This window comes from Williamsia herbipolensis (assembly GCF_000964005.1).
Classification (GTDB): Bacteria; Actinomycetota; Actinomycetes; order Mycobacteriales; family Mycobacteriaceae; genus Williamsia_A; species Williamsia_A herbipolensis.
The window spans coordinates 117697-130834 of record NZ_JXYP01000011.1 but is presented as its reverse complement, the minus strand read 5'-3'; the positions used below and the strand labels follow the sequence as shown (position 1 = coordinate 130834).

General features: G+C 70.5%; 12 protein-coding genes. 9 read left to right on the top strand and 3 right to left on the bottom strand.

Annotated features, from left to right (window positions below; genetic code table 11):
• Window positions 1-79: 79 nt before the first annotated feature.
• Complete coding sequence (locus TU34_RS04655; protein WP_045821680.1) at window positions 80-880, bottom strand: HAD-IIA family hydrolase; 801 nt, start codon at window positions 878-880, stop codon at window positions 80-82.
• Window positions 881-942: 62 nt separating this feature from the next.
• Between TU34_RS04655 and TU34_RS04650 the strand changes: the two genes are divergently transcribed.
• The 4 genes from TU34_RS04650 (at window position 943) to TU34_RS04635 (ending at window position 5547) form a co-directional block, all read left to right on the top strand.
• Window positions 943-2322 (top strand): dipeptidase, encoded by a 1380-nt coding sequence (locus tag TU34_RS04650; RefSeq protein ID WP_045821679.1) that lies wholly within the window; start codon window positions 943-945, stop codon window positions 2320-2322.
• Window positions 2323-2381: 59 nt separating this feature from the next.
• Window positions 2382-3632, top strand: a complete 1251-nt coding sequence (gene moeA / locus TU34_RS04645; protein WP_045821817.1) for a molybdopterin molybdotransferase MoeA — start codon at window positions 2382-2384, stop codon at window positions 3630-3632.
• A gap of 140 nt (window positions 3633-3772) precedes the next feature.
• On the top strand, window positions 3773-4576 hold the full coding sequence (locus TU34_RS04640; RefSeq protein WP_420835157.1) for a phosphatidylserine decarboxylase: 804 nt from the start codon (window positions 3773-3775) through the stop codon (window positions 4574-4576).
• Window positions 4573-5547, top strand: coding sequence for a CDP-alcohol phosphatidyltransferase family protein (locus TU34_RS04635; RefSeq protein WP_082079849.1), 975 nt, complete (start codon window positions 4573-4575; stop codon window positions 5545-5547). Before TU34_RS04640 ends, TU34_RS04635 begins: the two co-directional genes overlap by 4 nt.
• A 6-nt stretch (window positions 5548-5553) precedes the next feature.
• On the opposite strand, the gene TU34_RS22250 is transcribed toward TU34_RS04635, so the two are convergent.
• Both TU34_RS22250 and TU34_RS04625 read right to left on the bottom strand, forming a co-directional pair.
• Complete coding sequence (locus TU34_RS22250; RefSeq protein ID WP_150116396.1) at window positions 5554-5988, bottom strand: hypothetical protein; 435 nt, start codon at window positions 5986-5988, stop codon at window positions 5554-5556.
• A 149-nt stretch (window positions 5989-6137) separates the two neighbouring features.
• Window positions 6138-6599 (bottom strand): hypothetical protein, encoded by a 462-nt coding sequence (locus TU34_RS04625; protein ID WP_045821678.1) that lies wholly within the window; start codon window positions 6597-6599, stop codon window positions 6138-6140.
• A 193-nt stretch (window positions 6600-6792) separates the two neighbouring features.
• On the opposite strand from TU34_RS04625, the gene TU34_RS04620 reads away from it, so the two are divergent.
• From TU34_RS04620 to TU34_RS04600, 5 genes are read left to right on the top strand one after another with little or no spacing between them, the layout of a single operon-like run.
• Window positions 6793-9729, top strand: a complete 2937-nt coding sequence (locus TU34_RS04620) for a Na+/H+ antiporter subunit A (RefSeq protein WP_045821677.1) — start codon at window positions 6793-6795, stop codon at window positions 9727-9729.
• Window positions 9726-10430: a Na(+)/H(+) antiporter subunit C gene (locus TU34_RS04615; RefSeq protein ID WP_045821676.1), complete on the top strand. Its 705-nt coding sequence runs from the start codon at window positions 9726-9728 to the stop codon at window positions 10428-10430. Before TU34_RS04620 ends, TU34_RS04615 begins: the two co-directional genes overlap by 4 nt.
• A complete protein-coding gene (locus tag TU34_RS04610) occupies window positions 10427-12034 on the top strand; it encodes a Na+/H+ antiporter subunit D (protein ID WP_045821675.1) in 1608 nt (535 codons plus the stop codon). The genes TU34_RS04615 and TU34_RS04610 overlap by 4 nt, the downstream gene beginning before the upstream one ends.
• Complete coding sequence (locus TU34_RS04605; RefSeq protein WP_045821674.1) at window positions 12031-12819, top strand: Na+/H+ antiporter subunit E; 789 nt, start codon at window positions 12031-12033, stop codon at window positions 12817-12819. The genes TU34_RS04610 and TU34_RS04605 overlap by 4 nt, the downstream gene beginning before the upstream one ends.
• Entirely contained in the window at window positions 12816-13130 is a 315-nt protein-coding gene (locus TU34_RS04600) for a monovalent cation/H+ antiporter complex subunit F (RefSeq protein ID WP_045821673.1), read from the top strand. The genes TU34_RS04605 and TU34_RS04600 overlap by 4 nt, the downstream gene beginning before the upstream one ends.
• Window positions 13131-13138: the final 8 nt, after the last annotated feature.

Here is a 13138-nt window from a genome sequence, read left to right as displayed (position 1 = left end):
TCCCGCGACAGCGTAGGAGACGCCCGCCGTCGATCGCCGGGTTTCGCTCTCCGTGAGCGCTGCGGAGTCGATCCGGCGGTCAGCGACCCAACCGGTCGAGCAGTGCGGGCAGATCGGCGACGGAATCGATCACGTGGTCGGGCACCGGTCCGAACTCGTCGGCCTGCAACTTCTCGAGGGCCGTCGCCCGGAACTTGCCGGTGCGCACCAGCACCCCGATCATCGCCGAGGCCTGGGCGCCGAGGACGTCGTTGTGCATGTCGTCGCCGACCATGACGACCGAGGTCGGCTCGAGTCCCATCATCTCCACCGCGGCACGGAACCCGATCGGCGACGGCTTGCCGATGGCCCGGATGGTGGTGCCGGCGGCCTTCTCGAGGCCCTCGAGGTAGACACCGGTGTCGATGCGGACACCCTGCTCGGTCGACCACGTCATCGAGCGGTGCATCGCGATCACCGGCACCCCGGCGATCATGAACTCCAGGACCCGCGACATCGCCTCGTGGGTGAACTCGGGTCCCGCGCCGCCGAGTACGACGACCTCGGGGGCGGCGTCGGGATCGGTCACCACCTCCACGCCGGTCAGGTCGGCGGCGATGGCGCCCTTGTTGAGCACCCACGCCCGCTTGCCCGCATGGTTCGCCCGCAGGTACTCACCGGTCAGTCGGGCGGCGCTCAGGATCTCCTCGGGGTCGACGGCGAACCCGCAGTCGCTCAACGCCTCCGCGATCTCGGCACGCGATCGCGACGTCGTGTTGGTCAGGAACATCCGCGGGACATCGCGTTCGCGCAGCGCGGCCAGCGCGTCGACCGCGCCCGGCAGCGGACGCCACGAGGTGACCAGTACCCCGTCGATGTCCAGCAGCAGCCCGATTGTCATGTGTTCTCAAGCTAGTCGTCACCGCGGGGGGTCGCAGCACGTGGGGATGGCATGCTGAAAACATGGCCGACCACCCCACGAACCGTCCCCCCGCCGACGTCGAGGCAGTCGGTGTCACCGATGAGCTGATGGCCGCGGCGCGTTCCGATCTCGCCGAATTGGTGTCGTATGCGTCGGTGCACGGCTCACCGTCGCACCGCGACGCGTGCGCCGGGGCCGCGGACTGGGTGACCGCGGAGTTCGCCGAGGTGGGTGTCGCGTGCGAATCGATCGTGACCTCCGACGGCAGTTCGGCGGTCATCGGGCACCGGCCCGGCCCGGACGGGTCCCCGACGGTGTTGCTCTACAGCCACCACGACGTCCAGCCCGCCGGCGACGAGGGTCTCTGGAACTCACCGCCGTTCACGCTCACCGACCGCGACGGCCGATGGTTCGGTCGCGGCGCGGCCGACTGCAAGGGAAATGTCGTCGCCCACCTCACCGCGCTGCGGGCACTCGCAGCACACCCCGGCCTCGATGCGCTGGGCTGCGGGATCCGCGTCGTCATCGAGGGTTCGGAGGAGGCCGGGGGTGAGGGCCTCGACCACCTGGCCCGCGAGCGACCTGAACTGTTCGCCGCCGACATGATCCTCATCGCCGACACCGGCAACGTCGCCGTCGGCGCACCGACACTCACGACCAGCCTGCGCGGCGTCGCGAACCTCAAGGTCACCGTGTCCACGCTGGCCTCCGACGTGCACTCCGGCCAGTTCGGCGGTGCCGCCCCCGACGCCCTCGCCGCGCTGATCGCCGGACTGGCGAGCCTGCGCGACGCCGACGGCAACACCACCATCGACGGGCTCACTGCCGACCAGACCTGGTCGGGCGTGCCGTACGACCGCGACGTCTTCGCTTCCGACGCAACGGTTCTCGACGGCGTCGACGTGATCGGCTCGGGCGCGCCGGCCGACATGGTGTGGGCGCGCCCGGCGGTCACCGTGATCGGCCTCGACGCACCGTCGACGGCGAACTGCGCGGCGGCGATCGTGCCCACCGCATCCGCCGTGCTCAACCTGCGCGTGCCACCGGGCATCGATCCGACGACGGCCCGCGACGCCCTCGAGGCCCATCTGCGTCGCGCCATCCCGTGGAACGCGAGAGTGACGATCGACCCCGAGGCGGTCGGGGCGCCGTTCGCCGCCTCCACCGACGGCCCCGGTTACCGCGCACTCACCGCGGCCATGGCGACGGCCTACGGCGCCGAGGTCGCGCACTCCGGCCAGGGCGGCTCCATCCCGCTGTGCACGGTGCTCGCCGAGATCTGCCCCGAGGCCGAGATCGCGCTGCTCGGGGTGGAGGAACCCCGGTGCCGCATCCACGCTCCCGACGAGAGCGTCGACCCCGACGAGATCCGCCGCACCGCGCTGTCGGAGGCGCTGTTCCTCGCGGCGTACCCGTCGTGACCGCGGGCGCCGGCGACCACCACGGGCACGGGCACCAGCACCTCGAGGACCCCGCGACGCTGCGGTCGGTCGCCGACCACGCGCGGATCGTCGCCGACCTGTTCTCCCCCACGCCGATCGAATCGGTGGCCATCGCCGACGCCCTCGGACGCGCGGTCGTCGACGACGTGCGCGCCGCGGTCAGCCTGCCCGGCTTCGACAACTCGGCGATGGACGGCTACGCCGTACGCGCCGCCGAGGTCGCCGGGTCCTCCGCCGACACCCCGACACGACTGGTGGTGACCGAGGACATCTACGCCGGGCGGACCGATCGCCTGCGACTCGACCCGGACACGGCCCACCGCATCATGACCGGCGCACCGCTGCCCGACGGTGCCGACGCCGTGGTCGCGGTGGAGGCCACCGACGGCGGCGTCGAGCAGGTCGCGATCGCCGCACCGGTCGCCGAGGGCACCAGCATCCGACGTGCGGGCTCCGACATCGCCGCCGGCGACACCGCTCTCACCGCCGGGACCGTGCTGCACGCGTCCCAGGTCGGACTGCTCGCGGCCCTCGGTGTCGGACAGGTTCCGGTGCACGCACCGTTCCACGTCGTGGTGCTGTCCACGGGCTCGGAACTGATGGCGCCCGGCGTCGATCTCGAGCACGGCCAGATCTACGAGAGCAACGGCGCGATGCTGTGCGCGGCGGTGCGCGAGGCCGGTGGGCGGGCGACGCCGGTACATTTCGTCCCCGACGACGTCGAGCAGTTCCGTGCGCGTCTCGACGCGATGGTGCGCGGCGACGGCCCCGCCGGGCGCGTCGATCTGATCCTGACCTCCGGAGGGGTCAGCGCCGGCGCGTACGAGGTGGTGAAGGACGCACTCTCCGGTCACGGCGTCGAGTTCGTGAAGGTCGCGATGCAGCCCGGGATGCCGCAGGGGTGCGGCACCTACCGTGCGGACCGCGACACCGCCGACTCCCCGGGTGTGCCGATCGTGACGCTGCCGGGCAACCCGGTGAGCGCGCAGGTGTCGTTCGAGATCTTCGTGCGTCCGCCGCTACGGGCATCGATGGGTCTCCCCGCCGCCCGCGTCCGCCGTCGTGCACGACTCACCGACGACATGCGATCTCCGCGGGGCAAAGAGCAGTTCCGCCGGGGCGTGGTCTCCGTCGACCCCGACGGGGCCGCGGCGGTGCAGCCCATCGGGCCTCCGTCGTCGCACCATCTCCGCTTCCTGGCCTCGGCGAACGCCCTCATCGACATCCCGGCCGACGCCGCCGACGTCGCGGCGGGCAGCACGGTCGAGGTGATCCTGCTCGACTCCTGACCCGCGGCGCACCTGCCCGTGGGGCGCGGGGCGCCGGGGCGCCCTCGGCTATCCTGAGCGCGTCCGGCGCACGCCGGCACACAGGCCCGGCGCACACGGGCACGCACCATCACACACTGTCGAGGGACGGAGCAGCGGACGTGGCGAGACGGCCCCGCACTCCCGGCCGGACACACGCGGTCGACGCGATCTATCGGCCCGAGCCGCATCTCCTCGAGACCGACGGCATCGCCGCGCCGCCCGTCGACGGCGTTCTCACCGAGCACACCAGCGGCGTCGCCCACGTCGTCGAACTCATCCGCCACACGGTCCCCCCGATGCACCCGGCAGGCATCCCCTTCGTCGCCGGGCCGGCCGCGGTGGCGCTCGTCGCGCGCCGACACCGGTGGATCCGCCGCCCCGCCACCGCGCTCGCCCTGGCGTCGGCGACCTTCTTCCGCCACCCCGCCCGCGTGCCACCGACGACGACCGGCGCGGTCGTCGCCCCCGCGGACGGCGAGATCACGCTGGTCGACACCGCGGTGCCCCCGGCCGAACTCGGCCTCGGCGACCGTCCCCTGCCCCGTGTCTCGACCTTCCTCAGCGTTCTCGACGTCCACGTGCAGCGGGTGCCGATCGCCGGCGAGGTGGTGTCGGTGACCCACACGCCCGGTCGTTTCCTGTCGGCCGACCTCCCCGCGGCCAGCACGGACAACGAACGCACGTCGATGCGCATCCGCACCGCCTTCGGCGTCGACGTGGGTGTCGTGCAGATCGCCGGGCTCATCGCGCGCCGCATCGTCTGCGAGGCGCGCCCCGGCGACACACTGACCCTCGGCGCCACCTACGGCCTCATCCGGTTCGGCTCGCGTGTCGACGTCTACCTCCCCGAGGGTGTGACGCCGCTGGTGCTGCCCGGTCAGCGAGCCGTGGGCGCCGAGACCGTTCTCGCGAGCCTGACGTGATCGACGCCCGGCGGACGTCGGTGCGGTCCCCGCGCCGCCCCACCGGACGCCGGGGGGCGGGACGGGGCACCACGGGTCGGCGTCGCACCCTCCGACAGTCCGTGGCGCACAACCGCTCCCGTGTCCCCGATCTCGGCGGCGGCCGCCTGCTGGTCCCGTCGGCGCTGACCGTGCTCGCGATCTGCGCGGGCCTGTCGGCGGCACGGTTCGCCCTCGACGGCCGCGTCGATCTCGCGGTCGGGATGATCGCGGCCTCAGCCCTTCTCGACGGCATCGACGGACGCATCGCGCGACTGCTCGGCGCCACCACGAAGATCGGCGCCGAACTCGACTCGCTCGCCGACGCCATCAACTTCGGTGTGGCCCCGGCACTCACGCTGTACCTGTTGCTGCTGCGTGGGCAGGACGCCGGCTGGGTGCTCGCGCTGATCTTCGTGTGCGCGGTGGTGCTCCGGTTGGCGCGGTTCAACATCATCGACGACGACGATGACGTCCCCGAGTACACCAAGAACTACTTCGTCGGCGTGCCCGCACCGGCCGCCGCACTCATCGCGCTGCTGCCGGTGGCCGCCGAGCAGCAGTTCGGCACCGGTTGGTGGACCTCGCTCGCCGCCGTGGGGACCTGGATGATGCTGACCGCCGCGCTGGCGGTGAGCCGTATCCCGACCGCGTCGCTGAAGACCTACTCGATCCCGCCGCGCGCGGTCGTGGGCCTGCTCATCCTGGTCGCGATCTGTGCGGCACTGCTCGTCACGTTCCCGTATCTGCTGATGTTCCTGGTGATCGCGGCGTATCTGGTCCACATCCCGTTCGCCTGGCGCACCCAACGCTGGATCGCGTCGCGTCCGCACACGTGGGATCAGGCACCCAAGGAGCGCCGCGCCGAACGCCGGGCCATGCGCGCGATCGACCGCAGTCGGCCGCAGAAGTCGCAGGCCCGGCTCGGCCTGCGCCGCCCCGAGCGGCGCTGACCCGTCTCAGCTCGTCGTCGTGCCCGCGGTGCCGGTGCCGGTCTGGCCCGAACCTGTCTGGCCCTGACCCATCTGGCCACCCGGGGTCATGCCGCCCATCGGACCGCCCTGTGTCGGACCCCCTTGGGTCGAACCCCCCTGTGTCGAACCCCCTTGGGTCGAACCACCCTGGGTCGAGCCCATCTGGCCCGGTCCCTGCTGAGAGAACCCCTGCTGGGGTGCGGTCGTCGACGAGCCGGAGTCACCGGCCCAGAAGCCGAGGCCGAAACCGGCGGCCATGAACGCCACGGCGATGCCGACACCACCGGCGATCAGGGCGTTCTTGAACTCGGTGCTGCGGCTGCCCAGGGACGCGCCGAACGACGGCCGCTCGGCGGCGATCGCCGGGTGCGGTGGCGGGGGAACGTCGTGCACGGTCGGGGCAACGGAGGGACTGGTCATCGTCGAGATCACCTTCTCGTCGGGCGACGCGCACATCGGCGCGTTCGCGATCGGATACCCGACACGGCGTCGGGTACGACCGTTTCTATCGACGAGAACTGTTGGGCGACCTCACATCCCCTGTCAGATCGCTGTGGCCGCGCGCGAGCTCAGCTCCGGGAGACCTGGTAGAACACCGAGTTCGGTCCGCCCGCGGCGCCCGCGACACTGCCCACCTCCACGGTGTAGGTGGTCGACGACCGTGTCGAGGTCAACACCACTACCTGGTTGCCGCCGTCGGTGCTGCGCTGGACCTCGCGGTACCCGGCATCGGTCAGCTTCTTCACGCCGGCGTCGAGTGCGGCGGTGATGGTCGAGGAGCCCTGCACGGTGAGGTTCCAGCCCTCGCCGGCGGAGCCGCCCGCGGACAACAGCGCGCCCTCGATGAGCGGGACGTCGGCACGCGGGAAGTCCGCGGGCAACTGCAGCGCGCCGGCCGTGGAACTGTCCGCCTGCGACGACGAGCCCGACCCGCATCCGGCCAGCAGCACCGCCGCGACGAGCATCATCACCATCGCCACCCACCGCGCCGCCGTACCGCGCCGCCGCCTCCGATGATCCGGGCCTGTCACCTGCAACCACGTCCTTCACTCCACGTGCCGCCGGGTCGGTCGGCCGTCCTCTTCGCCGCTGGAACCCTATCGCGGGCCGCATCCCCCGAACGGCACCGGTGCTCGCGCCGCCGGTAAGATGGGAGAACGCGACCGCCCAGCAGCACCATCGGCCGTCGCGTGACACCCCGCCCATCGAACGACGGAGTGCCTGTTGATCGCGACCCTGATCGCGCTGGTCCTCACGGCTCTCGCCGCGCCCGCGATCATCTCCTGGCTCGGCCGCCGTGGCTTCTACCTGCTCGCAGCAGCCCCCGCGGCGGCGATGGTCGGGGTCATCGTCGAGTGGCCGCGCGCCGGTGGTTCACCACGCCTGGAGTCGATCCGCTGGGTCCCGGCGTTGCAGATGGACATCGATCTGCGGATGGACACCCTCTCGGCGATCATGTCGATCCTCGTACTCGGCGTCGGCGCACTCGTCCTCTGCTACTGCGCGGAGTACTTCGACAACGACAGCGACCCATCGGGACCCCGGATCCGCCGGCGTGTGGCGGGGTTCGGCGCGCAGATGGTCGCGTTCACCGGCGCGATGTTCGGGCTCGTGGTCAGCGACAACATGATCGTGCTCTACATCTTCTGGGAGGCGACGACCGTCCTGTCGTTCCTGCTGGTCGGCTTCTACGCCCAGCGCGCGACGTCGCGCCGTGCCGCCACCCAGGCCCTGCTGGTCACCACCGCCGGCGGACTGGCCATGCTCGCGGGCATCGTCATCCTCGGTGAGCGGGCCGGCAGCTACCTGCTCTCCGACGTGATCGCGAACCCCCCGACCGGCACGGCGGTCACCGTCGCGGTCGTCTTGGTCCTCATCGGCGCGCTCAGCAAATCCGCCATCGTCCCGTTCCACTTCTGGCTGCCCGGCGCCATGGCCGCACCCACACCCGTCAGCGCCTACCTGCACGCAGCGGCGATGGTGAAGGCCGGCATCTTCCTCGTGGCGCGGCTCGCCCCCGGGTTCGGCGACCTCATGGCCTGGCAGATCTCGGTCGTCGGCCTGGGGATGCTGACGATGGTGCTGGGCGGATGGCGATCGCTGCGCGAGTTCGACCTGAAGCTGATCCTGGCGTTCGGCACGGTGTCGCAGCTCGGCTTCCTCATGGTGCTCGTCGGCACCGGCGACGCGAACGTCGCGCTGGCCGGCGTCGCGATGCTCGTCGCACACGCCCTGTTCAAGGCGTCGCTGTTCATGGTCGTCGGCGTCATCGACCACTCGACCGGCACCCGCGACGTCCGCAAACTCGCCCGCCTGGGCAGCACGGCGCCGTCACTGGCGGTGATCGCCGCGGTCGCCTCGGCGAGCATGGCGGGATTGCCGATCACCCTCGGGTTCGTCGGTAAGGAGGCCGCACTCACCTCACTGCTGGACGTCGACGGGTTCGACGGCTGGCAGGGTTCGGTGTCGACGGCGGTGGTCGTGGTCGGGTCGATCCTCACGATGGCCTACACCACCCGATTCCTCTGGGGGGCGTTCGGCCGCAAGGTCCGCCGTGAACCCAGTGCCGCGGTGGCCCGCATGCATCACCCGTCGGTCGCGTTCATCGCTCCCGCGGGCATCCTCGCCGCGCTCGGCGTCGCGGCCGGGTTCGTCGCGGGTCCGCTCGGGTCGCTGTTCGAGCCCTACGCCCGGACGCTGCCCGCGAACGGACACGAACTCGAGCACCTCGCGCTGTGGCACGGGTTCACGCTGCCGTTGCTGTTGACTGTGATCGTCATCGTCGGTGGTGTCGGGACGTTCGTGGTGCTGCGCCGACGTCGCCGCCGCCTGGGCTTCCACACTCCGCCACTGGGCAACGCCGACCGCATCTACGACGCGGTACTGCGCGGCGCCGACACGGTGTCGTTGGCGCTGACCCGCGTCACCCAGCGCGGATCGCTGCCGCTGACCCAGGGCGTCATCATGGTCACCACCATCGTGGTACCCACCGTCGCACTGCTGATCGGCGCGCGAAACCGCCTCGACATCAACGGTTTCGACTCGTTCGCCCAGGTGGTCATCGGCGGGATCATGGTCGCCGCGGCGATCGCCACCACGGTGCTGCGCAACCGACTCGCCGCGGCGCTCGTCGTCGGCGTCACCGGGTACGGATGCGGCATGATCTTCGCCTTCTACGGCGCCCCCGACCTCGCGCTCACCCAGTTCCTCGTCGAGACGCTGACCCTGGTGATCTTCGTGCTGGTCTTGCGCAAGCTGCCCGCCGAGGCCGAGGCGCGGCACTCCACCGGGTTCAAGCCCCTGCGGGCGCTCATCGGTCTCGCGTTCGGTGCGCTGTTGGTGGTGATCGGTCTCTACGCGGCGGGCGCGCGCACCACCACCCCGGTCGCCGACGATCTGCCGAAGGCCGCCTACGAGTTGGGCAACGGCGCCAACGCGGTCAACGTGCTGCTGGTCGACATCCGCGCCTGGGACACCCTCGGCGAGGTGTCGGTGCTGCTGGTCGCGGCGACCGGTGTCGCGTCGATGGTGTTCCGTCACCGTCGGTTCGGTGCCGCACCGCGCGTCGCCGACGCCGCCCGGTTCCACGGCGCCGATCCCGACGCCGTCGACGACATGCCCACCGCCCGCACCACCTGGCTGCGAGGCAGCGAGCTCCGCGATCCGCGGCATCGCTCGATGGTGTTGGAGGCGACGACGCGGCTGATCTTCCCGACCATGGTCGTCGCCTCGATCTACTTCTTCTTCGCCGGCCACAACGCGCCCGGCGGTGGATTCGCGGGCGGCCTCACCATGGGTATGGCGCTGGTGCTGCGCTATCTCGCCGGCGGGCGATACGAGCTCGGCGAGGCCATCCCCGTCGACGCCGGTCGCATCCTCGGGCTGGGCCTGGCGCTGTCGGTGGGTACGGCGTTGGCGTCGGTGTTCGCCGGTGCGCCGGCGCTGTCGTCGGCGACGATCGAGCTCACATTGCCCGTCCTCGGCGACATCAAGCTCGTCACCGCGCTGTTCTTCGATCTCGGCGTGTATCTCATCGTCGTCGGACTGGTGCTCGACGTGTTGCGCAGTCTCGGCGCGCGTCTCGACATCGAGGAGACCTCGACCACCGCGGCGCGCGCGTCGGCCGGGGCCGATGCGACCGGGATGGGGGCACGCCCGTGACCATCAACCTCGGACTGCTCATCGTTGCCGGGCTCCTCGCCGCGTGCGGTGTCTACCTGCTGCTCGAGCGCAGCCTCATCCGGATGTTGTTGGGGCTATTGCTCGTCGGCAACGGCCTGAACCTGCTGATCATCACGATCGCCGGACGCGAGGGCAACCCACCGATCTACGGGCGCTCGTCGGATCGCCGCACCGCCGACGCCGACCCGCTGGCCCAGGGCATGGTGCTCACCGCGATCGTCATCACGATGGGCATCGCCGCCTTCGTGCTGGCCCTCGCCTACCGGTCGTTCGTGATCAACACCGACGACGAGGTCGACGACGACCCCGAGGATCTCAAGGTGAAGAAGCAGTCACTGTCGGAGGCCCCCGACCGTGACCGCAGCGACGACCCCGTCACCGGTGTCGACACCCGGTCCGGCGACATGTTCGACGACGACGGCACCCCGTTGTCGGCAGAGGAGATCCGTGAGCGCAAGCGTCGGCGCATCGAGGCCGACCTGATGCCCGAGGACGAGGCCGACGACGATTCCAACGACGACCTCATCCCCGACGACCCGGACCTGGCCGGTGTCGCTGCCGAGGACATCGCGCCGGATGCGGCAGATGACGGCTCGCCAGAATCGCGTGTGACAGATGACGGCTCGCCGGAATCGCGTGTGACAGATGACGGCTCGCCCGAAGCGGGTGATCGGCGATGACCATCGACACCAGCTGGTTCGCGACGCTGACCATCATCCCGACGCTGCTGCCCCTGGCCGGCGCGGCGCTCACCCTGGTGATGGGTCGCAGTCCCCGGATCCAGCGTGCCGTGGCCGTCACCGCGATCGGCGCGGCCTTCGTCGCCTCGTGTCTGCTGCTGTATCTCACCGACAAGTACGGCACCTACGCGCTGCACGTCGGCGGTTGGGACGGCAAGGGCTACACGAACGGCCCGTTGGGCATCACGCTCGTCGCCGATCAGCTCTCGGCGCTGATGCTGGTGGTGTCGACGGTGGTGCTGCTGTGCGTCGTGCTCTACGCCGTCGGGCAGGGTATCCGCGACGGCACCACCGAGCAGCCGGTCTCGATCTTCCTGCCCACCTACCTCGCGCTGACCGCGGGTGTCTGCAACGCGTTCCTCGCCGGCGACCTGTTCAACCTGTACGTGTCGTTCGAGGTGTTGCTGGCGGCGAGCTTCGTGCTGCTCACCCTCGGCGCGAGTGCCGACCGCGTGCGGGCGGGTGTGTCGTACGTGTTGGTGTCGATGGTGTCGTCGCTGATCTTCCTGGCGGGTATCGGCTTCGCGTACGCGGCGACCGGCACGCTCAACCTCGCGCAGATGGCGGTCCGGCTGCAGGACATCCCCGACGGGACGAAGGGCGCGCTGTACGCGGTGTTGTTGGTGGCGTTCGGGATCAAGGCGGCGGTGTTCCCGCTGTCGACGTGGCTGCCCGACTCCTACCCGACGGCCCCGGCCCCGGTGACCGCGGTGTTCGCCGGGTTGCTCACGAAGGTGGGTGTGTACGCCATCATCCGGGCGCACACCCTGCTGTTCCCCGGCGGCTCGATGGACACGGTGCTGCTGGTGGCCGGTCTGTTGACGATGCTGGTCGGCATCTTCGGTGCCATCGCCCAGGCCGACATCAAACGACTGCTGTCGTTCACGCTGGTCAGCCACATCGGTTACATGATCTTCGGCATCGCCCTGTCGTCACGCTTCGGGTTGTCCGGTGCCATCTACTACGTCGCGCACCACATCCTCGTGCAGACAACGCTGTTCCTTGTGGTGGGTCTCATCGAACGTCAGGCGGGCTCGGCGTCGCTGCGTCGCCTCGGTGGCCTGGCCGCCAGTCCGCTGCTGGCCGGGCTGTTCCTCATCCCTGCGCTGAACCTCGGCGGCATCCCGCCGTTCTCGGGGTTCATCGGCAAGGTCGCGTTGATCGAGGCGGGTACGCAGGACGGCAGTGTGCTGGCGTGGCTGCTCGTCGCCGGGTCGGTCGTCACCAGCCTCCTCACGCTGTACGTGATGGCGCGGGTGTGGACAAAGGCGTTCTGGCGTCCGCGGGCCGACGCCCCCGAGGGCGATCTCGCCGACACCGGCCCCTCGGCGCTGGTCGAAGAAGAGGGTGACATCGCGTTCGGTGATCGTGCCGACGTGGGACGCATGCCGATCGGCATGGTGGTCCCGACGATGCTGATGGTGGTCGCCGGTGTCGCGTTGACCGTGTGGGCCGGGCCGATCTTCGACTTCACCAACGATGCCGCGGCCGAGCTGACCGACTCCAGTCTCTATCTCGACGCCGTGCTGGGAGGTTCCCGATGACGGACGAACCCCGGCGGGAGATGGGGCCGATCCCGACGAAGGGTCCGGTCTACGGGCGGCTGCACCACGCGTGGCGGGTGTCGTTCTTCAGCGTCGCATGGCATCTCACGAAGGCGGTGGTGTGGGCGAAGTCGCGGGTGCACCTGCTGTCGTGGCTGGGTGGCGACGGCCGTGAGATCGCGGTCCGCCTGTGGACCATCGGGTGGCTCACGTTCGTGTGGGTGCTCCTGTGGGGCACCATCTCGTGGGCGAACATCCTCGGCGGTGTCGCGGTCGCGGTGGTGATCCTGGTGTTGCTACCTCTGCCGCGGGTGCCCGTGGAGGGACGTATCCACCCCGCCACGGTCGTGTTGCTCGTGGCCTACCTGATCCGCGACTTCTTCGTGTCGAGCGCCGAGGTCGCGTGGCTCGCGGTCCGACCGCGTCGCCCACCGCTGTCGGCGGTGCTGCGGACGCGGTTGGCGATCAAGTCCGACATGGTGCTGACGCTGGCGGTCGACTACATCAACCTGGTGCCCGGCACGATGGTCGTCGAGATCGACCATCGCCGTCGCCTGCTCTACGTCCACCTGATCGACGTGAGCAGTGAGAAGAAGGTGCGCGCGTTCTACCGGCAGATGGAGACCGTCGAACGGTTGTTCATCCGGGCCTTCGAGCGGGACAGTGAATGGCATCCGAGTCCGTACCACGGTCTCGACGACGAGTTCCACGGCGCGGCTCCCGTCCGCAGCGACCCGCACGAGACGAGGGGCTCCGTGCCCGAGGCGAAGGGAGACCGGCGATGACGATCGTCTGGATCATCGCGGCGATCCTGCTGCTGGCGTCGGCGGTGATCACCATGATCCGGGTGTTGGTGGGCCCCAACACCCTCGACCGGCTCGTCGCCCTCGACACGGTGGTCGCGCTGGCCATGTGCAGCCTCGCCGGCTGGGCGGCCTACAGCCTCGACTCCACCGTGGTGCCCGCCATCGTCGCGCTGTCGTTGCTCAGCTTCGTGGGGTCGGTGGCGATCGCTCGGTTCCGCGTCCGCGACGACGTCGTGCGGGTGCATCCGGTGACCGGCGAGCCCAGTGCCGGACCGGAGGTCCGACGGTGAGCGGCGCC